Annotated in this window: 19 protein-coding genes and 2 pseudogenes; 7 read left to right on the top strand and 14 right to left on the bottom strand. The window is 70.6% G+C overall.

The annotated features are described in order from the left end of the window. Nucleotides 1–93 precede the first annotated feature (93 nt). The 3 genes from ACW5F0_RS12680 (at nt 94) to ACW5F0_RS12670 (ending at nt 2,600) form a co-directional block, all read left to right on the top strand. Nucleotides 94–1,041: an aldo/keto reductase gene (locus ACW5F0_RS12680; RefSeq protein WP_456999863.1), complete on the top strand. Its 948-nt coding sequence runs from the start codon at nt 94–96 to the stop codon at nt 1,039–1,041. 134 nt (nt 1,042–1,175) lie between these two features. Further along, nucleotides 1,176–2,243 carry a DUF5694 domain-containing protein gene (locus ACW5F0_RS12675; RefSeq protein ID WP_456999862.1) on the top strand — a complete coding sequence of 356 codons (1,068 nt, stop codon included), beginning with the start codon at nt 1,176–1,178 and terminating at the stop codon, nt 2,241–2,243. A gap of 120 nt (nt 2,244–2,363) precedes the next feature. Then, the gene (locus tag ACW5F0_RS12670) at nt 2,364–2,600 is read left to right on the top strand and encodes a hypothetical protein (protein WP_456966042.1); all 237 of its coding nucleotides are present in this window, start codon (nt 2,364–2,366) and stop codon (nt 2,598–2,600) included. A gap of 94 nt (nt 2,601–2,694) precedes the next feature. Here the strand turns inward: ACW5F0_RS12670 and ACW5F0_RS12665 are convergent. After that, a pseudogene (locus ACW5F0_RS12665) lies at nt 2,695–3,357 on the bottom strand (YadA family autotransporter adhesin); the annotation flags it as partial. 183 nt (nt 3,358–3,540) lie between these two features. Next, nucleotides 3,541–5,793 (bottom strand): annotated as a pseudogene (locus ACW5F0_RS12660) (ESPR-type extended signal peptide-containing protein); the annotation flags it as partial. A gap of 293 nt (nt 5,794–6,086) precedes the next feature. On the opposite strand from ACW5F0_RS12660, the gene ACW5F0_RS12655 reads away from it, so the two are divergent. Beyond that, nucleotides 6,087–7,442 (top strand): sensor histidine kinase, encoded by a 1,356-nt coding sequence (locus ACW5F0_RS12655; RefSeq protein ID WP_456999861.1) that lies wholly within the window; start codon nt 6,087–6,089, stop codon nt 7,440–7,442. 27 nt (nt 7,443–7,469) lie between these two features. Here the strand turns inward: ACW5F0_RS12655 and ACW5F0_RS12650 are convergent, their stop codons facing one another. Together ACW5F0_RS12650 and ACW5F0_RS12645 are read right to left on the bottom strand one after the other, a co-directional pair. Then, nucleotides 7,470–8,216 (bottom strand): response regulator transcription factor, encoded by a 747-nt coding sequence (locus tag ACW5F0_RS12650; RefSeq protein WP_456966045.1) that lies wholly within the window; start codon nt 8,214–8,216, stop codon nt 7,470–7,472. Nucleotides 8,217–8,290: 74 nt separating this feature from the next. Continuing rightward, nucleotides 8,291–12,025: an indolepyruvate ferredoxin oxidoreductase family protein gene (locus tag ACW5F0_RS12645; RefSeq protein ID WP_456999860.1), complete on the bottom strand. Its 3,735-nt coding sequence runs from the start codon at nt 12,023–12,025 to the stop codon at nt 8,291–8,293. 259 nt (nt 12,026–12,284) lie between these two features. Here ACW5F0_RS12645 and ACW5F0_RS12640 point away from each other — a divergent pair, with 259 nt between their 5' ends. Next, on the top strand, nt 12,285–12,923 hold the full coding sequence (locus tag ACW5F0_RS12640; RefSeq protein ID WP_456966047.1) for a tetratricopeptide repeat protein: 639 nt from the start codon (nt 12,285–12,287) through the stop codon (nt 12,921–12,923). A 47-nt stretch (nt 12,924–12,970) separates the two neighbouring features. Here ACW5F0_RS12640 and ACW5F0_RS12635 read toward each other — a convergent pair whose 3' ends face one another. Further along, entirely contained in the window at nt 12,971–13,690 is a 720-nt protein-coding gene (locus ACW5F0_RS12635) for an ankyrin repeat domain-containing protein (RefSeq protein WP_456966048.1), read from the bottom strand. A 30-nt stretch (nt 13,691–13,720) separates the two neighbouring features. Continuing rightward, complete coding sequence (locus ACW5F0_RS12630; protein ID WP_456999859.1) at nt 13,721–15,256, bottom strand: lipase family protein; 1,536 nt, start codon at nt 15,254–15,256, stop codon at nt 13,721–13,723. Between the two features lie 121 nt (nt 15,257–15,377). Between ACW5F0_RS12630 and ggt the strand changes: the two genes are divergently transcribed. After that, nucleotides 15,378–17,105: a gamma-glutamyltransferase gene (ggt, locus tag ACW5F0_RS12625; RefSeq protein ID WP_456966050.1), complete on the top strand. Its 1,728-nt coding sequence runs from the start codon at nt 15,378–15,380 to the stop codon at nt 17,103–17,105. Nucleotides 17,106–17,195: 90 nt separating this feature from the next. Continuing rightward, entirely contained in the window at nt 17,196–18,224 is a 1,029-nt protein-coding gene (locus ACW5F0_RS12620; protein ID WP_456966051.1) for a hypothetical protein, read from the top strand. A gap of 38 nt (nt 18,225–18,262) precedes the next feature. Here ACW5F0_RS12620 and ACW5F0_RS12615 read toward each other — a convergent pair whose 3' ends face one another. From ACW5F0_RS12615 to ACW5F0_RS12580, 8 genes are all read right to left on the bottom strand, one after another. After that, entirely contained in the window at nt 18,263–18,988 is a 726-nt protein-coding gene (locus ACW5F0_RS12615; RefSeq protein ID WP_456966052.1) for an ankyrin repeat domain-containing protein, read from the bottom strand. Nucleotides 18,989–19,110: 122 nt separating this feature from the next. After that, the gene (locus ACW5F0_RS12610; protein WP_456966053.1) at nt 19,111–20,769 is read right to left on the bottom strand and encodes an Mbeg1-like protein; all 1,659 of its coding nucleotides are present in this window, start codon (nt 20,767–20,769) and stop codon (nt 19,111–19,113) included. A gap of 97 nt (nt 20,770–20,866) precedes the next feature. Continuing rightward, the gene (locus ACW5F0_RS12605) at nt 20,867–22,225 is read right to left on the bottom strand and encodes a putative porin (protein ID WP_456966054.1); all 1,359 of its coding nucleotides are present in this window, start codon (nt 22,223–22,225) and stop codon (nt 20,867–20,869) included. 34 nt (nt 22,226–22,259) lie between these two features. Beyond that, entirely contained in the window at nt 22,260–23,606 is a 1,347-nt protein-coding gene (locus ACW5F0_RS12600; RefSeq protein WP_456999858.1) for a DUF3100 domain-containing protein, read from the bottom strand. Nucleotides 23,607–23,659: 53 nt separating this feature from the next. After that, nucleotides 23,660–23,857, bottom strand: coding sequence for a tautomerase family protein (locus ACW5F0_RS12595; RefSeq protein ID WP_456966056.1), 198 nt, complete (start codon nt 23,855–23,857; stop codon nt 23,660–23,662). 3 nt (nt 23,858–23,860) lie between these two features. After that, on the bottom strand, nt 23,861–24,628 hold the full coding sequence (locus ACW5F0_RS12590) for a 2-keto-4-pentenoate hydratase (protein ID WP_456966057.1): 768 nt from the start codon (nt 24,626–24,628) through the stop codon (nt 23,861–23,863). Next, on the bottom strand, nt 24,625–25,650 hold the full coding sequence (dmpG, locus tag ACW5F0_RS12585; RefSeq protein ID WP_456999857.1) for a 4-hydroxy-2-oxovalerate aldolase: 1,026 nt from the start codon (nt 25,648–25,650) through the stop codon (nt 24,625–24,627). The genes ACW5F0_RS12590 and dmpG overlap by 4 nt, the downstream gene beginning before the upstream one ends. Beyond that, on the bottom strand, nt 25,650–26,591 hold the full coding sequence (locus ACW5F0_RS12580) for an acetaldehyde dehydrogenase (acetylating) (protein ID WP_456966059.1): 942 nt from the start codon (nt 26,589–26,591) through the stop codon (nt 25,650–25,652). The genes dmpG and ACW5F0_RS12580 overlap by 1 nt, the downstream gene beginning before the upstream one ends. Nucleotides 26,592–26,594: the final 3 nt, after the last annotated feature.

Genomic DNA, 26,594 nt, shown 5'->3' with positions numbered 1-26,594 from the left:
GAGGGGGAGGCGCTGACGTTAGCCACTCGTTATTCAAGGCCTGTGACAGCATTGCTGTGGTAAAAACCTGCAGGTGACCTTGAGGCCCCGCGCATGATCACCCGACGCGACTACCTGAAGCTGTCCGCCCTGGCGGGCGTGGTCCTGGCGATCAATCCCAAGTTGCTGCTTGCCGACGACAGTCCGCGCGCGGTGATCAATCGCGTGATTCCAGGCACCAGCGAGCAGCTGCCGGTGGTGGGCCTGGGCAGTTCGGCCTCGTTCTCGCGCATCGCCGGCGAAGGGGATGCCGCGCGCATCCGCGGGATCCTCGAGGCGCTGGTCGGCCACGGCGGCAGCGTGTTCGACACCGCGCCCAGCTACGGCGCGTCGGAAGAGGTGGCCGGCCGGGTCGCCCAGGAGGCGGGCCTTGGCGACAGGCTGTTCTGGGCCACCAAGCTCAACGTCGCCGGCAGAGGCGGCGGTGCGGCGGATCCGGCGGCCGCGCGCGCGCAGCTGGAGCAGTCGTTCGCGCGCGTGGGCAAGTCGCCGATCGACCTGGTGCAGGTGCACAACATGGGCGACGTGCCGACCCAGCTCGGCATCCTCCGCGAGGCCCGCGAGGCCGGACGCATCCGCTATATCGGCGCGACCAACACTTCGGAGGGCCGCTACGCGGAGCTGGAGCCGCTCATGCGCGACAAGGCGCTCGATTTCATCGGCGTGGATTACGCGGTCGACAACCGTGCGATGGAAGAGCGCATCTTCCCGCTGGCACAGGAGCATGGCATCGGCGTGCTGGTGTACGCGCCCTTCGGGCGCAGGCGGTTGTGGCAGACGGTCGAAGGCCAGGCGCTGCCGGACTGGGCGGCGGAGTACGACATCGCCACCTGGGGCCAGTTCTTCCTGAAGTTCGTGGTCTCGCACCCGGCGGTCACGGTGGCCACGCCGGCCACCAGCCAGGTGCGCAACGTGATCGACAACCTGGGCGCCGCGACGGGGCGCCTGCCCGACGAGGCGGCCCGGAAACGGATGATCGCGCACGTCGAATCGCTGGCCTGACGAGCGTATCGGGCCGTGCTGGCGCGGTCATGCGCCGGTGCGGGAGCGGGCCGATCGGCACCGTGACGATCGATGGTTGAGCGCGCCGCGCATGGCGACAAGGATGGTGGCCCATCCGCCACCTCACGAGTGCCATGAAGATTCCTGCACTGATCCTGCTGGCCGCCGTCGCGTCGGTCGCGCCCGCGCACGCGCAGTTCACCCCGCCCCTGGGCGTGCAGCCCGCGGTGGGCGGCCCACGCACCGAGATGATGAACCTCGGCAGCGTGCACCTCTCCGCCCACGAGGGCTGGAAGCGCGAGTGGCTGCCGCCCCTGAACGCGAAGCTGGTGGACTGGAAGCCCGGCATGGTCACCATCGAACGCCTGTCGGGTGCACAGTGCGAAATGATGCGGGCCACGCCGCAGCGTTACGCGGCGGTCCATGACCACTACTGTGCCGACGCCGGCGGCTTCCAGCGCGCGCTGGAGATGTCGCAGCCGCAGGCCGATGCCGAGGTGCGCAAGCAGTTGTCGGACTGGCCGGACTCGCCCTCGGCGGGGCAGCGCCGCCATCTGGCGATGCTGTTCCTCGCGGCGGGCGAGCGACCGTCGGCGCTGGTGCAGTGGCTGCGGCTGCCGCCGGACGAGCGCCGCGAGGGCGACGGCCTCACCGCCGAGGCGATCAAGGTGCTCGACCGCAGTGCGGGACGGATGAGCGAGGACTACGAGATTGGCGCCGCGGTCGCGGCCGCGGCGGGCCTGGAGCGGGTGCATGCGGTCGACGACCACACCGCCTACGGGATCGATTACGGCGATGAGGACGGCTTCAACGCGTGGCAGCTCGCGCGCTTCGGGCGCCTGGCCGAGCTGCCGTTCCGCAAGGCTGCGGCCGAGCGGGTGGCCGCGGTGGATGACGACCAGAGCCTGCTGGCGTTGTACCGCGACATGAACGCCGCGGGGGCGCAGGACCGGCAGGTGCAGGCGGACTTCGGCGGTGCGTTCGCCGACGCGTCTGCGCAGCAGTACGGCCGCCACTACGGTGGCTGGTGGGAAACGCGCAATCTGCGCATGGTCGCGAACATCCGCGAGGCGATTTCGAGCGAACCCGGCGTCCGGGTCCTCAACATCGTCGGTGCTTCGCACAAGCCCTGGTACGACCAGTGGGCGAGGCAGATGGCGGACGTGGATGTGGTCGACGCGCACGAGGTGCTGGCCGACTGAGCGGATGCGCCTGGCCCTGAACGGCTTCGTCGCGCTTGACCTGGGTCAGCGCACGCCCGCGGCCGCGGGCGGAGGATGGGGCCATCGGCGCCTGCGCGCGCCGCCCGGCAGGAGACGACGATGGAATTCCATGTCCGCGCGTCGCGCCCGATGCCGCCGCTGGCGGTGATCGAGGACGCGCTGCTCGCCTTCGACCCGTCCGCGGTGGTCGACATCGATCCCGCGCACGGCCTGCGCGTGAACGCGGCGATCGACGCCGCGCAGCTGATGGCCCTGCTCAACGAGGTCGGGGGTGCGGTGGAACCCGGCGAGGTCGAGCAGCAGCCCTCGGTCTGCTGCGGTGGCTGCAGCGGCTGAGGCGACTCCGGCCCGCGGCCGCCAGGATCGCAGCGGCCCACTCCAGACCGATCCCTGTGTAGCACCGCCGGCACATGCCGGCGGTGCACTGCCGTTACCAGCCGAAGCCGGCACCGATGCCGATGGAGCTGTCGCCACCGCTGACGGCACCACCGATATTGATCGCGGCCCTTTCGCTCAGGGCGCGCTGGTAGCCGATCGACATGGCCGCCTCGCCGCCCTGGTAGCCGACGCCCACGCCGAGCCGGTTGTCGGTGCGGATCCCGGCCGTGCCCATCGCCATGTTCAGCATCGCCGCGCTCATCGCACCCTGGCGGTCGATGCGCCGGTCCTGATGGCTCAGCCGCTGCCCGAGCTCGTTGCCCAGCGCCTCGAAGCGGTCGTCGAATGCCGCGAACCGGCTGTCGGTATAGGCATTGGCCGAGTTCAGCGTCTGCGTGGCCACGGTGTCGGTGTAGCCGTTGGCCGAGGCCAGCGTCGCCGCGTCGCCCGCCTGCATCTGCCCGACGTTGGCGGCATCCGTGGCGTTCACCCCCGCCGCGACGTTGGTGATCCGCCGCTGGTTGTCGGCGCTGCCCACAGAGACCGTGTTCGCCTCGTCGGCCACCGAGCCCTGGCCCAAGGCCACCGCACCGTCCCCGGTCGCCGTGGCGCCCTGGCCGATCGCCGTGCCGCCTTCGCCGGTGACCGTGGCGCCGCTGCCCACCGCAGTGTCGTTGGGGGCCTCGGCGTGGCTGCCCGCGCCGACCGCCAGCCCGTCGCCGGTGCCCTGCGGCCAGTCCCCGCCGCCGCCGCCGCCGCCGCCGGCCTCCAGGGCATCGAGCCGGCCGTTGAACCCGGTCAGCAGGCTGTCGATCGCCCCGAACGCCGACCCGACGTTGTTATAGCTGCTGCCCTGGATCATGAAGCTCGGCGCCGACAGGATGCCCTGCGCGGTCACCCCGGCACCGCCGCCCAGCGCGGCCGCGGTGGACTCCAGCGCATCGAACAGCTGCGCGCCGTTGACCGCGTCCGTGCTCGACGCCCCGACCGCGCCGGCGGCCAGGTTGGTGATCGTGGTCCCGTCCTCGCCCGCGAGCGAGATCGTCGCCTGCGCGTCGTCGTCGTAGGTCACCGCGTTGGTCACCCCTTCGATGTCGCCGATCAGGCCCTCGATGTCGCTCACCCGCTGGTTGGTCGCGAACAGCTGCGCGCCGTTCACCACGTCGACGCTCTCCGCTGACAGCTCGCCAGCAGTGACGCCGGTGATCTGGCGGGTCATGCCCGTCCACTCGTTGCCCACGGTCACGGCGTCGTCGCGCGACGTGACCGAGTCGGAGCCGATCGCCACCGAATTTGCGCCCATCGCATAGGCGTTCGCACCCAGGACCACGGAGCTCGCGCCCATCGCCTGGGCGTTGGTGCCGATGGCGATGCCGTAATCGCCCCAGGTCTGCGCGTACGACCCCAGCGCGACGGATTCGATGCCGTTCGCCTGGGCGCCGCCGCCCACGGCCGTGCTCAGGTCATTCTGGGCGTTGGCGCCGGCCCCCACCGCGACGCTGTTCGTGCCCCATGCGCCGGTGTTCTGTTCGATGCACATGACCCCCATGCAGGTCATCGTGGCGCCGAGCGCGATCGCGCTGTCGCCACCCGCCTGCGACAGGGTGCCGAGCGCGACCGCGTCCTGGCCGGACGCACCCGCCATGCCACCCAGTGCGATGCTCCTGAATCCACTCGGCTCCCAGGGATTGGTCTGGATACCGATGGCGATCGAGGCGGCTGCATCTGCGCGCGCATCGATGCCCATCGCGATGCCGTACTCGCCCAGGGCCTGCGCGTTCGATCCGAGCGCGACGCTGCCGAACCCGGCGGCGTTCGAGAGGTAACCACCGGCGAGGCCGAAAGACGCGGCGACCGCGTCGGTACCGAACGCGCTGCCGTACTCGCCGCTGGCGATGGCCCCGTAGCCGACGGCGCTGCTGAATTCGCCCTGCGCCGAGGTGCCCGTGCCCAGCGCCAGCGCGCCGGTACCCAGCGCCAGGCTGCCGCTGCCGGTGGCGACGGAGTAGTCGCCCTCGGCGGCGCTCTGGTAACCGAGTGCGGTGCTCTCGATGCCGCCGGCGATCGCGTTCGGGCCGACCGCGCTGGCGTTGTCGCCGAAGGCGAAGGCGGCATCGCTGCCGTCACCCAGCCCGTTCACCGAAAGGTAGTCGTTGGCGTCGCCGATGCTGTCGCCCAGCTCGTCGAGCTGCGCCTTGTTCACTGCGTCGGTGTCTTCGGTACCCGCGGCGACGTTGATGACCTGGCGCTCGTTGCCGGCCGCACCCATCGACACCGTGTTGTCGCGGCTGGCCACCGATCCATTGCCCAGCGCCACGCTGTTCGCTCCCGATGCGTGTGAGTAGTAGCCGATGGCAACGCTTTCGTCCGCCTCGGCCATCGCCGCGGCCCCCAGCGCCGTCGATTGCAGGCCGATCGCGGCCGACATCGCGCCCACCGAGGTGGCGTACTCGGTGTTCGCACCGGCCAGCGAGCCCACGGCCACGCCGTAGTTGTCCCAGGTCGCCGCAGCCGAGCCGATCGCCACCGACATGTTGCCGTTGGACTGGGTCTGCATCATCCCGGCCCAGCTGTTGCCGATGGCCACGCTCATTTCGCCCGTGGCCAGGACGTTTTCGCCCAGCGCCACGCTGCTGTAGCCGGTGGCCTGCGACCCGTAGCCGATCGCCGTCGCGAACCACTGGTTGGCGACGGTCTGGCCGCCCACTGCCGTGGTGGCCATTTCCAGCGCCTGGCTGTTGAAGCCCGTCGCCGTGGATTGGTCACCGACGGCCAATGCGCCGGCGCCGGCGGCGACACTCCCGGCCCCCGATGCAATGGCGGCGTCACTGCCGTCGCCGGCGCCGTCTGCGGCGAAGTAAGGGCTGGCATCGGTCCCCAGCGTGTTCGCCACCAGGTGCTGCAGCTGCGCGCAATCCACCACCACGCCGGTTTGGCCGGGGAGATTGACGGTACAGGCCTGGTCGCCGCTGTCGGCGGCCTGCGCGGACGGCGCCAGCATGAAGCTCGCCGACAGCACCACCGCGCCGAGCGCAGCGTTGGCGAGACGGCCCGCCCGGCCCGTCTTCCTGCCATTCGCCGACGCCAACTCCGACGCCACCACAAGCCTCCCCAGCGAACGGCTCCATACCAGACTGAATACCTTGTTCATCGATCCTCTCCACCTTCGGATTGTTTGGGGCAAACGACGCCCGTCGGCCTCGAGATCCGCAAAACGGACCTGGCCGCTGCATCGATGCAGCTGTTGTCGGAATCACCCTGCCGTGGACGAACCTGGCCGCTGTATGCCGCGCGCCGACCGCGTTGAAACTACGTCGCGACGGGATGTGTTGTCACACACGCCTTGCTCAATGAATACTCACCGGGTTCTCACCGGTGCCGATCGGCACGTGCGCGATCACACACCTGCCTGCGTGTCCAAGGCAGCTTCGAGGTGCTTCCGGAATGTGGAACGGCTTCATCCATTGGCTGCGCAGTGCGCCAATCACCGATCCCCTGGACCGCCGCAACGCACCGGTGATGCAGGTATTGCTGTTGTTCTACGGCATCCTGTTGCCGCTGATCTGGATCTGGCACGGCGTGACCCGCGGCGGCGTTCTCGAAGGCTCGCTGGTCGTCCTGTTGATGGACATGGCCATCGCCGCGCTGGCCTGGGTGAGCATCGCGTTGATCCGGCATGGCCGTTTCAGGCCGGCGATCGTGCTGTTCCTCGCGCCGCAGCTGATCTCGATGCTGGTCACCTTTTCCCGGCTCGGCGTGCAATCGCAGCTGGCCGATCCGGCGCCGACGATGCTGACGCTGGTGATCAGCGGCCTCGTGCTGGGGCGCAGCGCGCTATGGACGGTCTTCGGCCTGCTGATGCTGGTGTTCGCCACCGGCTTCGCGAGCGATGCGGTCCGTGCCAGTCAGCTCGGCGTACCGCTGCGGACGGCCTTGGCCAATGCACCCGTGGTCGTGATCAGCTATGCGCTGATCACCATCGTCCTCGACCGCTTGATCCAGGCGCTGCGCGAGAGCCTGGCCGAATCCAATGCGCGTGGCCGCGACCTGCAGCGCGAAATGGCCGAACGCGAGCGCGCACAGTCGCAGCTGATCCACGCGCAGAAGATGGAAGCCACCGGGCGCCTGGCCAGCGGCCTCTCGCACGATTTCAACAACATCCTCGACGTGATCATGGGCTATGCCGGACAGCGGCATGACATTCCGGACATCGAGAACCGCAGTGCGCGGGACAGGGCATTCACCAAGGCGCTGAGTGGAGTCGAAGTGGCGGCCGCGCGCGGCACGGCCCTCACCCGCAAGCTGCTGGTCTTCAGCCGCCACGAGATGCTGCGGCCGCAGGTGGTCGAGGTGGGTCGGCTCATCGGCGAGCTGCAACCGATGCTGCGGCAGCTGTTGCCACGGACCATAGGCCTGGACATGCCCGACCCGACTGCGCCACTGCATGTCCGGATCGACCGGGGCGAATTCGAAATGATGGTCCTCAACATCGCCGCCAACGCACGCGATGCGATGGAGCACGGCGGCCGCTTCAGCATCCGGTTGTCGGGGAGCCCCGACGGCATCGTCGAGATCGCACTCTCCGACACCGGCCAGGGCATGGACGAGCAGCTGCTGCAACACATCTTCGAGCCGTTCTTCACCACCAAGGACGAGGTGGACGGAACCGGGCTCGGACTGGCGGTGATCCACGACCTGCTCGAGAGCGCCGGCGGCAACATCGGCGTGCGCAGCGTCGTGGGGGGAGGCAGCACTTTCGTGGTCCAGCTGCCGGCAGTACCTCCGCCGACTGCCGATTGAACAGCGGCGACGTCCGGATGCCGCGCTTCAATCGCGGCGCGCGTACTCCAGCACGTAGCCCTTGCCGTGCACGGCGGTAAGCGGCAGGGGTTCGCCGCATTGCTTCATGACTTTCCTGCGCAGGCGGTAGATCACCGATTCGATCCGGTGCGGATCGTAATCGTGCACGTTCTCGGCCACGGCCGCGACCAGCTGCTCGCGGGTCACCAGTTCGCCCGGCGCGGCGGCGAGGCAGCCCATGATCCGCTGCTCGGTCTTGCTCAGCGCCACGGTGCGTCCCGTCGGTGAAACCATGCACCAATCCTTGGCGTCGAAATGCCAGCGCACGCCCGCTACGGATGCGTTCTGGCCGCGCAACCTGCGCAGCAGGCTTCGTATCGTCGCGGCCAGAAGCTCGACCTGGGCCGGCTTGACCAGATGGGCGTCCGCACCCTGGCTGAGGCTCCTGATCTGGTCGGACGCTTCGCCATGGCCGGTGAGCATGACGATGCCGATGCCCGGCAACAGCGCACGCACCGCTTGCGCGACGCTGAAACCGTCGGCATCGGGCAGGCCGACATCGAGTACGGCGATATCGGCCACGTTCGACCGCAATGCTTCATACAAGGCGGCGGCCGTGCCAACCCCGACGACGGTGAAGCCGTAAGCCGTCAATCCCGGCATCAGGATGTCTTCGCGCAGCTCGGCATCGTCTTCGAGCAACACGACGCGTGGTGACTCGTCAACCGCAGCTGTCATCGTGCGGATCTCCAGCCTGTGCCAGGAACGACGCATGCGCGGGAACGCGTGCCATCGGGCGCTCCGGGCCTGCGGCGATACTCTAACCCAGCCATCGGGGCCAATTGCCGCTATGCCGCCGCCTGCACGATGCGCAGCGGATTGGCCCATTCGCGCAGCAGCTCCGCCTCGCGCGCCTTCGCCGTTTCCAGATGCGCGTGCTTGACGTGGCCGTAGCCGCGGACGTGTTCGGGGATGGAGGCGATCTCCGCGGCCAGCGCGATGTTGCCGCTGTCCAGGCCATCGAGCAGTCCGCTGACGGTGCGCTCGTAGTCGTCGATCAGCGCGCGCTCCATGCGCCGCTCTTCGGTATGGCCGAACACGTCGAGCGCGGTGCCGCGCAGGCCGCGCAGCTTGGCCAGCACGCCGAACGCGGTGAGCATCCACGGGCCGAAGGCCTGCTTCTGCAGCTCACCGTTTGCGTTGCGCTTGGCCAGCAGCGGCGGCGCGAGGTGGAACTGCAGTGTGTAGTCGCCTTCGAACTGCTGCTCCAGGCGGCGCTTGAACTCGCCGCTGGTGTACAGGCGCGCCACTTCGTACTCGTCCTTGTAGGCCATGAGCTTGAAGAAATAGCGGGCGACGGCCTCGCCGAGGTCGCTGGCGCCGGGCGCGCGCGCCTGCTCGGCCGCGCGGACTTTCGCCACGAAGTCGGTGTAGCGGCGGGCGTACTTCGCGTTCTGGTAGTCGGTGAGGAAGGCGCTACGGCGCGCGACCAGTTCGTCGAGCGAGCGCGAGAGGCGGGCGTCGTCGAGCGGCAGGTAGGCGACCTGGTCGTCCGCGGACGGCAGGTGGCGCAGGTCGTCCTCGGTACGCGCCGGCATGGGCGCGCTGGTGGCACCCCATTCGTTGCCTTCCCAGTCGCCGGGCGGCAGCGCGTCGAGCGCGTTAGGGGTGGCTTCGGCGGCGGTGCGGGCGTTGCGCACGACGCCGGCGGCGTCGTACACGGCGTCCGGGTTCACGGCCGTCAGGCGGCCCCAGGCGAAGGCGGTGCGGTTCATGTCGACCGCGGCGCCGTTCAATTCCACCGCGCGCATCAGCGCGTCGAACGACAGCGGCACCAGGCCGCGCTGCCAGGCGTAGCCGAGCATGAACAGGTTGCTGGCGATGGCGTCGCCCATCAGCGCGTTGGCGAGCTGGGTGGCGTCCACCATGTGCAGCGCGGCGTCCGCGGCGGTGGCGCCTACGTCCGCGTCGCCGCCGAGCGCCTGGCGTACGGCGCTGGCGATGTCGGCGGCCGGGAACTGCATGTCCGGGCGGGTGGTGAAGCTGCCGGGCATCGCCTCGTGGCTGTTGAGCACCACCTGCGAACGGCCGGCGCGGATCTTCGACAGCGCCCAGTAGTCGTTGACCACGACCATGTCGCAGCCCAGAACCAGGTCGGCCTCGCCCGCGGCGATGCGCGAGGCGTGGATGTTGTCGGGTGCGCGCGCGATGCGGATGTGGGTGGTCACCGCGCCGCCCTTCTGCGCGAGTCCGGTCTGGTCGAGCACGGTGGAGCCGCGGCCTTCCAGGTGCCCGGCCATGCCGATCAGCGCGCCGATGGTCACGACGCCCGTGCCGCCGACGCCGGTGATCAGGATGTTCCACGGCTGCGCAAGATCGCTGGCGAACACCGGGTCCGGCAGCTTGGCCAAATGTTCTGCGGCGTTGACCTTGCGGCCCTTGCGCGGCTTGCCGCCGAGCACGGTGACAAAGCTCGGGCAGAAGCCTTCGACGCAGCTGTAGTCCTTGTTGCAGTTGGACTGGTCGATCTCGCGCTTGCGGCCGAACTCGGTTTCCTTGGGCAGCACCGAGACGCAGAACGACTTCTTGCCGCAGTCGCCGCAGCCTTCGCAGACCAGGGTGTTCACGAACACGCGCTTCTGCGGATCCACCAGCTTGCCGCGCTTGCGGCGGCGGCGCTTCTCGGTGGCGCAGGTCTGGTCGAAGATCAGCACGCTGGTGCCCTTCACTTCGCGCAGGCGCTTCTGCACGGCATCCAGTTCGCGACGGTCATGGAACGTGACGCCGGCCGGGAAGATTGACGGGTCGCTCCACTTCTCGATCTCGTCGGACAGCAGTGCGATCACCTCCACGCCTTCGCTCTTCACCTGGTGGGCGATCTGCGGGACGCTGAGCGTGCCGTCCACCGGCTGGCCGCCGGTCATCGCCACCGCGTCGTTGTAGAGGATCTTGTAGGTGATGTTGACGCCGGTGGCGATCGACTGGCGGATGGCCAGCGTGCCGGAGTGGAAATAGGTGCCGTCGCCGAGGTTCTGGAACACGTGCGGCGTCTCGGTGAACGGCGCCTGCCCGGACCAGGTCACGCCTTCGCCGCCCATGTGGGTGAAGGTGTCGGTGCTGCGGTCCATCCACGTGACCATGTAGTGGCAGCCGATGCCGGCCATCGCGCGCGAGCCTTCCGGCACCACGGTGGAGCTGTTGTGCGGGCAGCCGGAGCAGTAGTGCGGCACGCGCGGGAACTGCGCGCGCGGCAGCGCCAGCGCGCCTTCCTTCTCTTCCATCCAGCGCAGTACGTCGCGCATGTGTTCGCTGTCATGGAAGCGCTGGATGCGGCGCGCGATCACCGCGGCGATGGTCGCCGGGGTGAGCTCGCCGGTGCTGGGCAGGATCCACTCGCCTGCCTCGTCGTACTTGCCGACGATCGACGGACGGCGGCCGCCATCCAGGCCAAAGTCGAAGTTGTAGAACAGCTCCTTCATCTGGCTTTCGATGAAGGCGTGCTTCTCCTCCACCACCAGGATGTCCTCCAGGCCACGCGCGAACGCGCGAATGCCGACCGGCTCCAGCGGCCAGGTCATGCCGACCTTGTAGACGCGGATGCCGAGCGCCGCGCACGCGTGCGCATCGAGGCCCAGGTATTCCAGCGCCTGCAGCACGTCGAGGTAGCTTTTGCCGGTGGTCACGATGCCGAGCCGCGCGGCGGACGAGTCGATCACCACGCGGTCGATGCCGTTGGCGCGCGCGAACGCCTGCGCGGCCTTCACCGCGTAGCGGTGCAGGCGCATCTCCTGGTCCATCGGCGGATCGGGCCAGCGGATGTTGAGGCCGCCGGGCGGCAGCTCGAAATCGTCCGGCGTGACGATCTGCAGCGCGAACGGGTCGACATCCACCGATGCCGACGACTCCACCGTCTCGGCAATGGTCTTGAAGCCGATCCAGCGCCCGGTGTAGCGGCTCATCGCCCAGCCCACCAGGCCCATGTCGAGGATGTCCTGCACGCCGGCCGGGTTGAGGATCGGCATCAGCGCGCTGCTGAACTCGCCCTCGGAGCCGTGCGGCAGGGTGGACGAGCGGCACGCATGGTCGTCGGCGGCCAGCGCCAGCACGCCGCCGTGCTTCGAGGTGCCGGCGGCGTTGGCGTGCTTGAACACGTCGCCGGAGCGGTCCACGCCCGGGCCCTTGCCGTACCACATGCCGAACACGCCCTCGACCTTGGCGCCCGGGAACAGGTTGGTCTGCTGCGTGCCCCAGACCATGGTGGCGCCGAGGTCCTCGTTGAGGCCCGGCTGGAAGCGCACCTGCGCAGCCTCGAGGTGCTTGCGCGCGCGCCACAGTTCCAGGTCGAAGCCGCCCAGCGGGCTGCCGCGGTAGCCGGAGACGAAGCCGGCGGTCTCCAGCCCGGCGGCCTCGTCGCGCAGGCGCTGCATCATCGGCAGCCGCACCAGGGCCTGCACGCCGCTCAGGTAGATGCGCCCCTGCGTGCGGGTGTACTTGTCCTCAAGGCCGTAGTCGTGATCGGTCACGCCGTGGGTCAGGCCCAGGTTGGCGGACGCGGGCGAGGAGAGTTCGGCGGTGCTGGTCATGACAGGACCCTGTGGCAGGCGGAGCGCTGGCGGAGGGGCGCGTCTGCACGGCCCGCGTGCGCGGGAGCGCAGGGCCGGGGACGGGACGCGAAAGCGGCGCGAATTCTAGCAAGTGGCCGTGAGGCCGTGACTTTGGCCGCGGCCGGAGGCCGTCCCTGCCGGGGGCTCCAGGGCCCGATCCGCGCCCGGGGCTGAATCCATCCGGCGCACCCGCTACCATGCACGCGGGGTGCAGGGGCCCCGCCACAGCAGCCACGCAATGAAACGCCATCTCGCACGCCGCCTCGGCGCGGCCCTCCTCGTCCTGCTCCCGTTCGCCGTGTGCGCCCAGGAGATCCCCAAGCCGAAGGAGTTCTATTTCGAAGCCGACAGCGACGTGACACGTCCGCTGCAGCTGTATCCCGGCACCGACGACGCCACGGTCGAACGCCTGCTCAAGGCCCGCGAGCGCGGCCGCCGTGGGGAAGGCGCATTGGCATCCGCCCAGCTGGCGCAGATCGCCTATGCCTCCGGCCGCGCCGAAACCGGCGCCGCGCTCTATTCCGAAGCGCGGTCGCGCGCGGACGGCGCGCGCATGCGCGATGCGCTGCACTGGAACCACGGCTGGGACCTGTATCGCAGCGGCGACTTCGCCGGCGCACTGGAGCAGTGGCGCGTCGCCGGCGCCGAGCGCCTGAAGGGGCCGTCTTGGCTGCCGCCGACGCTGGCCCTGGGCCTGTGGCAGCTCGACCGCAAGGACGAGGCGGTGCGCTGGTATGCCGCAGCCGTGCGCACCGAGCCGCAGCAGTGGCAGGCGCCGGACCTGGCGCAGCTGCTGCCGGAGTGGAGCGCCGACGATCGCGCGCTGCTGGCCGAGGTGGTCGCGGCCTGGCAGGCGAATCCGCCGGCCTGGCCCTGAGCGCGTTGGCCTGATGGCCATTCGGTCCCTGGCGGGACCGCTGCGGACTACTCGCCCACGCCCGCTTCCAGCGGGACATCGTGCGCTCGCAGCCATGCGATCACCGCTTCGCGTTCCTGCCGCGCCCGCGCATTGAGCAGCGCGTCGTCGAGCTGGAAATAATAGGGCTGGAAGCTGTCGCCGGCGGAATTGGTGGCGTGCGCCGGCGCGCCGGCTTCGAGCAGCATCAGCACGACCGCGCCCGCGTTGATCGCACCGGCCGCATGCAGCGGCGTGCCGCCGTTGTTGTCGGCCGCGCCGGGATCCGCGCCGGCGTCGAGCAGCATCCGCACCTGCGCTTCGCCGCGGCCGAGGATGGCGCGCGCCAGCGGGGTTTCCCCGGTCACGCTGTTGGGCAGGTCGGGGTTGCCGCCGCGCTCGAGCAGGGTGCGCAGGATGTCGGGATCGTCGCCGAAGGCCGCGGCATGCACTGCGCTGCCGCCAGCGGGGGCCTGCCGGTTGGGATCGGCGCCGGCGTCGAGCAGCGCATCCACTGACGCGCCCTGTCCGGCGGCCACCGCCAGTTGCAGCAGGCTGGTGCCGTCCGCGCCCGGCGTGTCGGGGTGGATCCCGGTGAGGCCGGCGCGCAACGCTTCGGCGTCGCCGCGAAGCGCGGCATCGGCAAGCGGCGCAAGCTGGGGCTCAATGAAGGCGTGGTCCATGGTCGGCGGTCGGCTGCAGGCGGCCGCGCTTGCCGCAAGGAGGAGGATCAGGGCACTGGTGCGCATGCCCACGGATGGTGCCACAGCGGCGCGCGGTCAGCGGAACCAGTTGCGCACGGCCTGGATGCCGCCGCCGACCACGTCGATGCCGGTTTCCAGCGCGTTGCCGCCGAAGTCGGCCACGGCCTCGACCACCTTGCCGCCGCCGGAGACCACGCTTGCCGCGACGTCGCCTACCGGTCCATCGATGCGCGCGTCGATGCGGTCGGCCAGTGCGTCGGCGCCGTGGCGCACGGTGTCGCCGGTGGAATTGAACACGCCCTCCACCACGTCGCCGGCAATGCGGAAGCCGCCCTGGATGCCGTTGCCGTTGGCGAGGTCGGTGTTCACCACCTCGGCGATGTCGCTGGCAAGGTCGTGCGTGTTGCGCGCGAAATCATCCTGCAGCGCGTCGGGCACCAGGTCGGCGAGGGCGCGACCGGTATCGCTCGGGTTCTGGTAGCCGGGCTGCCACGGCTGCTGCTGGATCATGGCCTGGGTGAGCAGTTCGGGGCTGTGGCTGACCGCGCCGCGCACCAGGCTGGCGACATCGCCCAGCACCGGGACGTTGAGGCGATCCAGCACTTCGAGGCCGGTGCCAAGGCCAATCGCGACCGGCGTTGGCAGCCCGGTTTCCAGGGCGAGGCCGCGCGGCACCAAAGCCAGATCCTGCACGCCCTCGGGCTTGACCACGATCTGCGTGCCCAGCGCGTCGGGCGCGGCGAGCGCGAACGGGCTCGACTCCTGGAACTGCGTCAGCAGGTCCTCGTGCATGGAGTAGCGGCGGATCAGGCCGCCCTCGGCCATGTCGCGCGCGGCTTGGGGGTCGATGCCCATGCGGTCGAGGGTATTGGGATGGATGCCGGACGCGTCGAAGGTCACCGCCGACACGCCCGAGGCCAGCGAAGCGACCGACGCCAGCCCGCCGCCCTGCGAATGCCCAGTGATGGCGAGGTTGGTGGCGTTGCCACTTTCGTCCATGGTGCCGAAGCGGCGCTCGAACTCGACCGCGGTCTGCGTGGCCAGGCCGCTGAACTTGTCGACCTGGTCGCTGGTGGTGAAGCCCGCGCCCTGGCGGAAGTTGTTCATCCAGTCCGCGCCGGTGCCGTCGGTGCCGCGGTAGGCGAGCACGAAGTTGCCGTCGCAGTCCCTGTAGATCTCGGCCTTGAAATGCTGGGCCAGCAGCTGGTCGCCGCCGTCGAGGTACTGCGCGCGCCAGGCGGCGGGATCCTCGATGCCGACGGCGCCGAGGTCGGCATCGGTGACCGCGCTCCAGCCGGCCGGCGGTGCCGGACGGCCTTCATAGACCGCAGTCGCCAGCTGCGACAGCACCACGTCGAATTCCCGTGCCTGCGTACCGCCGGCCACGGCGGAGAGCCCGCCCGGGCCGACGCCATCGGGCGCGCACTGGGGCGCGGCGGGAGCAGCGGAGGCCAGCGCCGACAGCTGCGGGTGGTAGCTCGGCTCGTGGCGGCCCTGGAGCGGCTGCAGGGCCGGGGCGTTGGCCGCCGGTGCGGTCGGCGGCGGCGCGGCCTGCAGGCTGCGCAGATGGATGCCGGCGGCCGAGTCGTTGTCCAGGCGTGCGTGCAGCATGGCGGCGTTCCTGCAGGGTCTGCGTCCAGTGGACCGTCGCCCGGCACCGCCTTCAAGCGGGGGCGCACCCTAGGTCGGGCTTGCTAAGGTGCGTTTCCCGCAGCCTCCGGCCCGCATCGCCATGTCCATCCGCGTCCCGCTTGCCCTTGCCGCGCTGCTGTTCGCCACGGCGCCCTCGGCTGCCGCCGACCGCATCACCGGCCAGCCCTTCGCCACCCGCAGCGAAGTGCATGCGCCGCAGGCCATGGCCGCGACCTCGCACCCGCTCGCCACGCAGATCGCGCTGGACGTGATGAAGGCCGGCGGCTCGGCGGTGGACGCCGCCATCGCCGCCAATGCGGCCCTGGGGTTGATGGAGCCGACCGGCAACGGCATCGGCGGCGACCTGTTCGCGATCGTCTGGGACCCGAAGACGCAGCGGCTGCACGGCTACAACGGCTCCGGCCGCTCGCCGATGTCGCTGGCAGCGGCCGAGTTCGAACGGCGCGGCCTGGCCGACATCCCGGCGCACGGCCCGCTCCCGGTGACGGTGCCGGGCGCGGTCGACGGCTGGTTCGCGCTGCACGAACGCTTCGGCAAGCGCACGATGGCCCAGAACCTCGCGCCCACGATCCGCTATGCGCGCGACGGCCATCCCGTGCACGAGACCATCGCCTATTACTGGGCGCGCTCGGTGCCGCGGCTGTCGAAGTGGCCGGGCTTCAGCGAGCAGTTCACCGTCGCGGACGCGGCGGGTGGCGAGCGCCGCGCACCGCGCAACGGCGAGACCTGGAAGAACCCGAACCTCGCAGACACCCTGCAGAAGATCGCCGACGGCGGCCGCGACGCGTTCTACAGCGGCGACATCGCGCGCACGATGGATGCCTACTTCAGGCAGCACGACGGCTTCCTGACCCATGACGACCTGGCCGCCCACCGCGGCGAGTGGGTGGAGCCGGTGTCCACCAATTACCGCGGCCATGACGTCTGGGAGCTGCCGCCCAACGGCCAGGGCATCGCCGCGCTGCAGATCCTGAACCTGCTGGAGCCCTACGACCTCGCGTCCTACGGCTTCGGCAGCCCCGAGCACGTGCACCTGTTCGTCGAGGCCAAGAAGATCGCCTTCGCCGACCGCGCGCGCTGGTATGCCGATCCCGCCTTCCATCCGGCGCCGGTGGCGAAGCTGATCTCAAAGGACCATGCCCGCGAGCGCGGCAAATTGATGTCGATCGACCGCGTGCTGCGTGAAGTGCAGCCGGCCACGCCGAAGCAGCTCGACGAAGGCGACACCATCTACCTCACCACCGCCGATGCCGACGGCATGATGGTGTCGCTGATCCAGTCCAACTACCGCGGCATGGGCAGCGGCATGGCGCCGCCGGGGCTGGGCTTCATCCTGCAGGACCGCGGCGAGCAGTTCGTGCTCGGTGACCCGGAACATCCCAACGCCTACGCCCCGGGCAAGCGGCCCTTCCACACCATCATTCCCGCGTTCGTGACCAGGGACGGCCAGCCGTGGCTGTCCTATGGCCTGATGGGCGGCGCGATGCAGCCGCAGGGACACGTGCAGATCCTGCTCAACATGATCGACTTCGGCATGAACCTGCAGGAAGCCGGCGACGCGCCGCGCATCCACCATGACGGCTCCACCGAGCCCGCGGGCCGCGCGACGGTGATGTCCGACGGCGGCTGGATCGAACTGGAATCGGGTTTCCCGCAGGTCACGGTGCGCGCGCTGATGGGCCGCGGGCACTCGGTGCGCTCCGCGCTCGGTCCATTCGGCGGCTACCAGGCGATCATGGTGAATCCGCACGGCGGCTGGACCGGTGCCAGCGAATCGCGCAAGGACGGGCAGGCCGCCGGCTACTGAACGGACGCTTGCGCCGCGTGCCCGGCGTGGCATCGCCGGCACGCCGGCGCGGATATGCTGCGGACGGTCGATCACGAGATGGAGCCGTGCATGCGCATCCGATTCCTGCTGCTGCCCTTCCTGCTGCTGCCCGCGCTGTCCGCGCCTGCGCTTGCGCAGATGCAACAGCCGCCCGAACCCACCCAGGAAGAACTGGAGCGTGCGCAGCAGCGTGCCGAAGCCTGGCAGGCCTACAGCCTGCGCGTGGCGCGCGCGCTGGGGCGCTCGGACGGTGCCCGCGACCTGGCATTGGCCGCGGTGCTGGAAGCAACGGCGCGCCCGAACGAAGGTGCCACCGTGCTGGCCGCCGATGCCGCGCGTTGGCGTGCCGAAGCGGCCACCAAGGGCGCGGGTGACACCATCACCCAGCAGCTGCTGGTGGCCGCCGCCATGGTGGGTGACCACCAGGCCGGGGCCGCTGCAGCGGCGCGCCGCTGGCAGTCGCTCGAGCCGGGCAACCTCGCGCCGGTGATGTTCCAGGGGCTGGATGCCGAAGGCGTGCTCGCGGCTGCCGCGCAGTCGGGCCGCAACACGCCCGACCCGTATCCGCTGCAGCGCTGGGCCGCCGGCGCGCTGCGCCGCCATCCGCCGACCGCGTCGGAATGGGCGACGTTGGACGACGGCGCGCGCCCGTCGAATGAGGTCCACGCCGCAGGCTGGGCGGCATCGCTGCAGGCCCTGCTGCTGCCGGACTACCGCGAGGTGCTGGGTGCATGCACTGGCCGCGAGCTGCGCGCGCCCGGTCGCGCCGCGGCCTGCGGCCGCATGGCGGAACTACTGCTGGCGCGGCCGCAGACCGTGCTCGACGAGCGCATCGGCCTGTCGATGGCACGCGAGCAGGCGGGAAGTGCGGCCGAGGCGGGCGCCCTGGATGCGCGCCGTCGCGGCGTCGACTGGCGCCAGGAGCAGCTGGGCGAACTGGCCATGCGCGAGGATGGCGATGACGCGGCGTTCGCACGCCTGCTGGCCGATCCCTCGCTCGATACCGAAGACCAGTTGGGGCGCCGCCTGCTGTCCGCCGCCGGTGTGGCGATCGAACCGCCGGCCGGCTGGCAGGCGCCTTGGCAGCGCCGGCGCTGATCGCGCGCCGGGAAAGCTGAGGAAACGCGCGCGCGGCCTCAGCCGCGCGGCTGCACCGTGATGCCTTCCGCCTCGAGCAAGGCGTCGATCTTTGCGAGGTCGCGGCGGGTGGAAGCGTTGAGCAGTTTCGGATCGCCGCGATACAGGTAGTCCTGGAAGGTCGCGCCGGTGCGGTCGGTGGCGCGCGGGTCGGCGCCGCCTTCCAGGAAGCGCAGCACCGCGGCGGAATCCTTCACCAGCGCCGCCTGGTGCAGCGGCGTGGTGCCGTTGCGGTCGGCCACGTCCAGGCGCGCGCCCGCGCGCAGCAGCATGTCGATGTTGTCCTCGCTGTCGGCGCGCAGCGCGTCGTACAGCGGCGTCGCGCCGGTCACGGTGTTCGGCGTGTCGGGCGACATGCCGTGTTCGAGCAGCGCGTCCAGCCAGCCCTCGCTCTTGCCCATGGCGGCCAGGTGCAGCGCGGTGCGGCCGTCGCGGTCGCCCAGCGCGGGATCGGCGCCCAGCGCGAGCAGCAGGCGGAACGCGCCGCGATCGCCGGCTTTCATCGCCCACTGCAGCAGCGGCTGGCCCTGCTCGTCGACGGCGTTGGGGTTGGCGCCGGCGGCCAGCAGCTCGCGTGCGAGCGTTTCGTCGCCGCCCGTGATGGCGGCGGCGAACTGCGCGTTGCCGGGGTTTTCGAAGGCCTTGCCTGGAGTCACATCTGTCCCTTGCCGGGCACAGCCGGCGGTGGAGGCGAGCATCAGCGACGCGGCCAGGAGCGCGCGCACGCAATGCCGCGCCGTCCAGGAAGGCGGCGCGGCGGGTGTGCGTGCGGGGGCGGCGTCGGGCATGGCGACCAAGGTACTACGCCGGAGCTTCAGCCTGCGCGCGGGTCAAGCGCACGCCGGGATCAGAACCAGTTCCGGGGGTTCAGCGTCTCGCCCAGCCACTGCACGCCGTCGGCCGTCGCCTGGCCCACGTCGCCCGCGAAGTCGGCCACGGCCTCGACGCCGTCGCCGACCACGTCGGTCACGGTGTCGATGGCGCTACCGACGGCATCGGCCACGTCGCTCACCACCTGGCCGCTGCCTTCGACGACGCCGGCCACGGCGTCGAGCGGTGCGTCGAGGCCGGTGGCGTCGCCGATGTCACGCAGCAGGCCGCCGCCGGCGTTGGCCAGGTTCTGGGTGGTGTCGCCGACCAGGCCGAGGGCGCCGTCGGCGATGTCGCCGACGCTGTCGATACCGAAGTCGAGCACGTCGCCAAGCACCTGGGCGACGCCGTCGACGTTGTCGCCCTGGGCGAATTCGCTGCCGGCCTGGCCGAAGCCGTCAACCATCTCGGCGCCGTTGCTCCAGAGGTCGCCAACCACGTCCTGGCCCTGGCGGATCACGCTGCCGAGCTGGTTGAGGTTGTACTCGCCCAGGCGCTCGAGGCCGTCGCGGCCGACGTTGCCGACCACGCCGATGGTCTCGCCGAGCACGTCGCCGCCGACGTCGAGCAGCTGGTCCGTGGCCCAGCCGAGGCCGGGACGGCCGCCGGCGGTGAGCAGGTCGCCTGCAAGGTCGCCGATGCGGTCGAGGCCGTTGTTGACCGTGTCCCCGAACTGTTCGGGACCGGTCGGGCGCGTGGATGGATCGTATGCGGCGTTCTGGCGCAGGGCATCGACGTAGGAGGCACCATCGCCGCCGCCGCCGTGCAGGGCCTTGAGGTCGCCCAGCCCGCCCATGCCCGCGGGCGGGTCGATGCGCAGCTCGTGGCCGACCGCGTTGGGCGGCGACATGCCCAGCAACGGAATGATCGGCAGGTCCTGCTGCGCGCCGTTGAGCGGATCGCCATTGACGATGTAGCGGCGCAGCTGGCCGCTGTCGGCGGCGTCTTCGCGGACGGCGTTGGGATTGAAGCCCAGCGACTCGAGTGTCTGGTCGCTGAGCCCGGATGCATTGAAGGTCACGCCCGGCACGCCCGTGGCGAGCGAGGCGGCCGAAGCGAGGCCGCCACCAAGCGAGTGCCCGGTGAAGGCGACGTTGCCATCGCCGAAGACGCGGTGCGCGGCCTCGGCGAGCGCCACGGCATCCCGGTACTGGCCGCTTTCGAAGCCCAGGCCCTGCAGCGCGTTGTCGTCGGCGTCGCCGGTGGGCGAGAGGCCCCAGTCGTCGGTGCCGCGGTAGGCCACCACGTACTGGCCCTGGTCGTTCTGGTAGATCGCAGCGTCGAAGCCTTCCGACGTGCTGAGCAGCGTCGGGTCGATCGGAATCTCGTTGCCCTGGGCGTCGACCAGCGAGTTGCCGTCGGCGCTGGGCTCCAGCTGTGTCCAGCCCGCCTCGGCCAGCGCCTGCTCGGTCTGCGGGTTGTCGGCGGCATAGACGTCGTTGGCCATCATCGCCAGCTGCAGGTCAAGGTCGGGCTGCGGCTGCGTGCCCGACACCTGGTTTGCGAAGGTGCCGTCGCCCTGCGGATAGCGGTTGGCGACCTGCTGCAGCGGTGGCGGCGTCTGCAGGCCCGGTGCGAAGCGGTCGAGCCGCAGCTGGTCGGCGGTGCACAGCTGGTTGGCAATGTGGAGGCTCATGGCCGGCTCCCTGGATCGATGCCATGAGCCTATCCAGCCCGGGCCGGGGCGCCAGCTGGGAGTGACCCTAGTCGGGTGCGCGTGCTCCAGCCGGGGCTCAAAAGTTCACGAGGAACGCCAGGCGGACCCGGTCGAGCCAGTCGTCGGGGTCCCGGGTGCCCGCGTACAGCGCGCTGTAGGGCTTGTAGTGGTACCAGTAGGCGCTGAGCATCGTGCGCGGCGCGGGCACGTAGTCCACGCTCAGCGCATGCAGGCGATAGTTGGTCCCGAGGCCGATGTTGTCGTGCGAAAACGCTGCCAGCACGGCATCGGCTTCGGCCACCGAATATCCCCAGGTGAAGCGCCAGTCGCCGGGCGCCGCGGCCTTGCCCAGCATGAGGTCGACGCCGTAGCCGGTGTCCGCATCGACCCGGGCGCCGAGGTTCTTCACGTAATCGACGGCCAGCCGCAGCGGCCATTGCGCGTCGAGCCCGGTCCAGGTGACGCCGGCCATGGCGTTGGCAAGATGGAAGTCGGACAGATAGCTGCCGTCGGGCGCGCGCAGGTTGCTGCGGAAGTCCCCGTTGTCGGCGCCGGCCAGACTGCCAAGCCCGTAGCGGTAGTAGGCGGCATGGACATCGAAGGCCCAGGCCTGGTCGGCCGGTGACACATAGCCGAGCTGGCCGCCGAACATGCGGCTGTCCGGCCCCGCGGCGTCTTCGTCGACGAGGAAGGCGAGGGCGTTGGCGCGCACGGTGCCGCCGGTGGCCAGCGGTGCCTGCCACGTGGCGCCGATGCCCTGCGGATTGACGTCGCCGTCCCAGACCAGGTCGCTGCGCACGAACGGCTGCGGCATCTTGCCGCCGTACAGGCTGAGGCGGCCGGCGTCGAACCGGACGTAGGCCATGTCGAGGCTCACCTCGAGGTCGTCGAGCCAATTGGACAGCTGCACGTCGCTGCTGTTGGGATCATTGGCGTCGCCGGTGGCCAGGCGCGCGCCGACGGTGACGCGGTCGCTGGCCGCCCAGGTGGCGCCGAGGCGGCCGCGCACCTGCATGCTGCTGCGGTTCCTGGCGCCGTCGTCCGACCCGTCGCCCTGCGCCCGCAGACGGAAGTCGCCCGAGACCCTGAGCCGGGGTGAAGCGTCGGCGGGGGCCGCGGCCACCGATGCCGGCGCTGGGACCGGCGCCGGCGTCGGCGCAGCGGTTGCCAAGGCAGTTGTCGGCGCAGGAGCGGTGGCTTCGCCGGCAAGCCGGAGCAGCCAGTCTTCGAGCCGCTGGATCCTGGCATCGCGCTCGGCCTGTTCGGCCTTCAGCGCCTCGAGCTCGTTGCGCAGGGCGGCGATGTTGTCGGGGGCGGCTTCCTGTGCATGCGCGATGCTTATGGCGGACGCGAACAGCGCCAAGGCAAGCAGCCTGGCGCTTGGACGTCGCCTGCCATCGGCCGGTTGGGTGTCGTTCGTGCATGGCATCGACATGCCGGGCTCCTGGTGGATGGCCGGTGGCCTCACGTCAATGGAACAGCTCGGCGATCGTCGCCGAACCGAGGAAGGCGCCGGTGGCCGCGGTCAGCGACACCAGCACGATCCGCCAGCCGAGGCGGCGGAACATCGGCAGCTTGCGCGCGACCGAGAAGCCGGCCAGCGCCAGCACGGTGGTGGTGATGCTCATGAACTCCACCTGCTTGACGACAGTGGTGACGCCGTCGGCCAGCGGCCAGGCACCGGGGATCGTGGCCAGCGTGGCCGCCACCGCCAGGAACAGCATCAGTGGCAGCTTCGGCACGGCGCGCTTGAGCGCGAGCCCGAGCAGCACGATGCCCACCATCACGCCCGCGCCCGGCAGGGTCTGCAGCGGCGGCACGCTGTGGCCGATGGCGTTGCTGACGGTGATGCCTGCCACCATCAGCAGCAGGGCGAGGAGCCCGTCGACGAAGGTCGGTGTGTCGTCCTCGTCTTCCAGCGCTTCGTCCGGATCGAGGCGATCGGCCACCGGCGCGTGCCGTGCGAGCGCGGTCCGGCCCAATACCGGTTCCAGGCGCACGTACAGCCAGTTGCACAGCGGCAGGGTGATGAACACCGCAACGTAGAAACCGACCACGCCGGCGATCAGGTTCGCCGCGCCGGCGATCGCCGTGAGTTCGCGCGCGATCTCCGGGGAGTGCCCGGCCGTGATCGGGCCGAGTGCCGCCGCCATCAGGCTGCCCGAACCGATGCCCGCGCCCATGGCGAGCGAGCGCGGATCGAAGATGCCAAGCGACGCCACGAAGCTCGCCAGCAGGGTGATGTACACCGCGCCCAGCACGGTGCCGGTGATGTACTCGGCCAGTACCCCGCGGCCTTCGGGCGACTGCATGCCGTACTTCTGGCCGATGATGACCATGCCGGTCTCGCGGCCGATCGAGAACGTGGCGCCCACCGTTTCACGCTTGATGCCCAGCAGCAGCGCCAGTGGCAGCGCCAGCACCATCGTGCCGAAGGCGTGGCCCACTTCTTGGAACGCCAGCGCCCAGCCCACCTCGCGCAGCACCGGCATGGAGTAGCCGGCCATCAGGCCCAGCTTCACGATGAAGAGCAGCAGGGCGACGTTGAGCAGCCGGCCCGCATAGCGCTGCACCGGTGGTCCCAGGCGCAGCGCCGCGGGCAGGCGCGCGTGCCAGGCGGCGAGCAGGGTGGTCAGGAGCAGGGCCACGAGCATCGGCAGGATCACGATCTGCGCCGACCACAGCGGCACCGCCATCGGGCCCAGCCACTCGGTCGCGGCAGTCACGGCCAGCACGACCGCAAGGAGCAACCACAGCTTCGGCGGGAACGCCCGGGCGCGGGAAGCGGGAGGCTGCGGGGACACGGCGTCGGGCATGGTCGGGTTCGCTCGGGATGGAGATGCGCGCGGCAGGTGCGGTTGGTGCGATGTCAGCCGGAACCCGGCGGCGGCGATTTTGGTTCACCCGCGGTGAACCAGTCGGCGGGCTCGATCTCATGGAAGATCACGCGCACGGCGGTCACGGGGACGCCGAGGTGCGCGACCGCGGCGTCGGTGACGGCGCGCGCGAACGCGGCCTTCTGCGCATGGCTGCGACCGGCCAGGATGTTGGCGTGGATCAGGGGCATGGATCAGGCCTCGACGTGGAAACCGCAGCGTCCGAGCGACTGCATCTCGAGCGACACGAAGGAGAGGGCGACCAGCGTGCTGGCGGCGGTGGCACCGCCGGCCAGCACGAGGTCGCCCGGGGACAGGGATTCGCCGGCTTCCGCGACCACGCGCGCCGCCGCGACCAGCGAGCGCAGCGGGTGGCCGAGGATGGCCGACGTGGAGCCGAACGCCTGCGGTCGGCCGTCGAAGGCCATCACCAGGCCGAGGTTGTCGAGGTCCGTCGCCGGGCTGCGCCACGGGCCGACGACGAAGCCCGAGGACGAGCTGTTGTCGGCGACCACGTCGGTCAGGGAGAAGCGGAAGTCCTGGTAGCGCGAGTCGATGATTTCCAGCGCAGGCGCGACCGCCTCCACGCAGGCCAGCGCCTGCGCCGCGGTGACGCGGCCGGCGAGCGGCTTGCCGATCAGGAAGGCGATCTCCGGCTCCACGCGCGGGTGCACGTAGTCCGACAGCGAAACGCTGCCGCCGTCGTCGACCAGCATGCCCGAGGTGAGCCGCCCCCAGATCAGGTCGGACACGCCCATCTGCACCATCTTGGCGCGGCTGGTGAAGCCCATCTTGATGCCGATGCGCGATTCGCCACGCGCCAGTCGGCGTGCAACGCTCGCGTGCTGCACCGCGTAGGCCTCGTCGAGCGTGATCGGCTGTTCGAGTTGCGGCGTGGCCGCAGCGGTATGCGCGGCGGTGTCCAGGCGCTCGGCGAGCGCCCCGATGTCGGCGTGGCTCATCCCGCGGCCTCCTGTGTGTGTTGCGCGACGAGGTCCAGCGCCACGTCGACGATCATGTCTTCCTGTCCGCCCACCATCCTCCGGCGGCCGAGCTCGACCAGGATCGCGCGCGTGTCCAGGCCATGGTCGGCCGCCGCCTTCTCGGCGTGCCGCAGGAAGCTCGAGTACACGCCGGCGTAGCCCAGGCTCAGGGTTTCGCGATCGACGCGCACTGGACGGTCCTGCAGCGGGCGCACCAGGTCGTCGGCGGCGTCCATCAGGCCGAACAGTTCGCAGCCGTGGTTCCAGCCCATGCGCTCGGCGGTGGCGACGAAGACCTCCAGCGGCGCGTTGCCAGCGCCCGCGCCCATGCCGGCCAGCGAGGCATCCACGCGGGTCGCGCCTTCCTCCACCGCGACGATGGAATTGGCCACGCCCAGCGACAGGTTGTGGTGGGCGTGGATGCCGATCTGCGTCTCCGGCCGCAGCGCCTGGCGCAGCGCGCGCACGCGCTCGCGCGTGGCGTCCATGGTCAATGCGCCTCCCGAGTCGGTGACGTAGACGCAGTGGGCGCCGTACGACTCCATCTTCAGCGCCTGCGCCGCCAGCGCGGCAGGCTCGAGCATGTGCGACATCATCAGGAAGCCCGCGACGTCGATGCCGAGCCGGCGTGCTTCTTCGATGTGCTGGCGGGCGACGTCGGCCTCGGAGCAGTGTGTGGCCACGCGCACCGAGCGCACGCCCGCGGAGACCGCGTCGCGCAGCTCGTGCACCGTGCCGATGCCGGGCAGCAGCAGGGTGGTGACGATGGCGCGCGTGGCGCTTTCTGCCACCGCCTCGATCCACTCGAGGTCGGCGTGCCGGCCGAAGCCGTAGTTGAAGCTGGAGCCGGCGAGCCCGTCGCCGTGCGCGACCTCGATCGCCGCGACCCCGGCCGCGTCCAGCGCGCGGGTGATGGCGCGCACATGTTCGACGCCGTACTGGTGGCGGATGGCGTGCATGCCGTCGCGCAGGGTCACGTCCTGGATGTAGAGGCGATCCATCACGCGGCCTCCGGGGCGAACGACAGTTCGGCGATGCGCTCGGCGGCGGCCAGCGCGGCCGAGGTCATGATGTCGAGGTTGCCGGCGTAGGCCGGCAGGTAGTGGCCGGCGCCTTCCACTTCCAGGAACACGCTCACCTTTAAGCCAGGCGCGGCATCGGGCTGGCGCAGGATCGCCGCGCAGGCCGCGGCGTCGAGCGCTTCGAACTGCAGCGCCTGTTTGAGCCGGTAGCCGGGGACATAGGCGGCCACGCGCGCCACCATCGCCTCGACCGCGGCGCGGATCGCATCGACGTCGCCGCCTTCGGTCAGGCAGTACACGGTGTCACGCATGATCAGCGGCGGCTCGGCCGGATTGAGCACGATGATCGCCTTGCCGCGCGCGGCGCCGCCGACGGTCTCCAGTCCGCGCGCGGTGGTCTGCGTGAACTCGTCGATGTTGGCGCGGGTGCCGGGCCCGGCGGACCGGGAGGCGATGGACGCCACGATCTCGGCATACCTCACCGGCGCCACGCCAGCGACCGCGGCCACGATCGGGATCGTGGCCTGGCCCCCGCAGGTGATCATGTTGATGTTGGGCGCATGGATGTGCGCGTCAAGGTTCACTGCCGGCACCACGTACGGGCCGATGCCCGCGGGCGTGAGGTCGACCACGCGCTTGCCGTCGGCGGCCAGCACCGCGGCGTGGCGCAGGTGCGCGCCGGCCGAGGTGGCATCGAAGACGATGCCGATGTCGTCGTAGCCAGGCAGCGCGCGCAGGGCGTCGAGGCCCTGGTGCGTGGTCGCCACGCCCAGGCGCATCGCGCGCTGCAGGCCGTCCGACGCCGGATCGACGCCGACCAGCGCGCCCATCTCCAGGCGGATGCCGTTGCGCAGCAGCTTCATCATCAGGTCGGTGCCGATGTTGCCGGAGCCGAGGATCGCGACCTTCGTCGTGGTCATGCC

This window comes from Luteimonas sp. A534 (assembly GCF_054072805.1).
Note: the sequence above shows the minus strand (reverse complement) of the source record. Positions and strands in the feature narration are given on the sequence as shown.

Bases quoted from the DNA above. Each gene is read 5' to 3' on its own strand.
- ACW5F0_RS12620 (WP_456966051.1), top strand. From the start codon at position 17,196: ATGCGCATCCGATTCCTGCTGCTGCCCTTCCTGCTGCTGCCCGCGCTG.
- ACW5F0_RS12655 (WP_456999861.1), top strand. From the start codon at position 6,087: ATGTGGAACGGCTTCATCCATTGGCTGCGCAGTGCGCCAATCACCGAT.
- ACW5F0_RS12605 (WP_456966054.1), bottom strand. From the start codon at position 22,225: ATGTCGATGCCATGCACGAACGACACCCAACCGGCCGATGGCAGGCGA.
- ACW5F0_RS12600 (WP_456999858.1), bottom strand. From the start codon at position 23,606: ATGCCCGACGCCGTGTCCCCGCAGCCTCCCGCTTCCCGCGCCCGGGCG.
- ACW5F0_RS12590 (WP_456966057.1), bottom strand. From the start codon at position 24,628: ATGAGCCACGCCGACATCGGGGCGCTCGCCGAGCGCCTGGACACCGCC.
- ACW5F0_RS12645 (WP_456999860.1), bottom strand. From the start codon at position 12,025: ATGACCAGCACCGCCGAACTCTCCTCGCCCGCGTCCGCCAACCTGGGC.
- ACW5F0_RS12675 (WP_456999862.1), top strand. From the start codon at position 1,176: ATGAAGATTCCTGCACTGATCCTGCTGGCCGCCGTCGCGTCGGTCGCG.
- ACW5F0_RS12610 (WP_456966053.1), bottom strand. From the start codon at position 20,769: ATGAGCCTCCACATTGCCAACCAGCTGTGCACCGCCGACCAGCTGCGG.
- ACW5F0_RS12630 (WP_456999859.1), bottom strand. From the start codon at position 15,256: ATGCTGCACGCACGCCTGGACAACGACTCGGCCGCCGGCATCCATCTG.
- ACW5F0_RS12640 (WP_456966047.1), top strand. From the start codon at position 12,285: ATGAAACGCCATCTCGCACGCCGCCTCGGCGCGGCCCTCCTCGTCCTG.
- ACW5F0_RS12595 (WP_456966056.1), bottom strand. From the start codon at position 23,857: ATGCCCCTGATCCACGCCAACATCCTGGCCGGTCGCAGCCATGCGCAG.
- ACW5F0_RS12670 (WP_456966042.1), top strand. From the start codon at position 2,364: ATGGAATTCCATGTCCGCGCGTCGCGCCCGATGCCGCCGCTGGCGGTG.
- ACW5F0_RS12680 (WP_456999863.1), top strand. From the start codon at position 94: ATGATCACCCGACGCGACTACCTGAAGCTGTCCGCCCTGGCGGGCGTG.
- dmpG (WP_456999857.1), bottom strand. From the start codon at position 25,650: ATGGATCGCCTCTACATCCAGGACGTGACCCTGCGCGACGGCATGCAC.
- ACW5F0_RS12635 (WP_456966048.1), bottom strand. From the start codon at position 13,690: ATGCGCACCAGTGCCCTGATCCTCCTCCTTGCGGCAAGCGCGGCCGCC.
- ACW5F0_RS12580 (WP_456966059.1), bottom strand. From the start codon at position 26,591: ATGACCACGACGAAGGTCGCGATCCTCGGCTCCGGCAACATCGGCACC.
- ggt (WP_456966050.1), top strand. From the start codon at position 15,378: ATGTCCATCCGCGTCCCGCTTGCCCTTGCCGCGCTGCTGTTCGCCACG.
- ACW5F0_RS12650 (WP_456966045.1), bottom strand. From the start codon at position 8,216: ATGCGTCGTTCCTGGCACAGGCTGGAGATCCGCACGATGACAGCTGCG.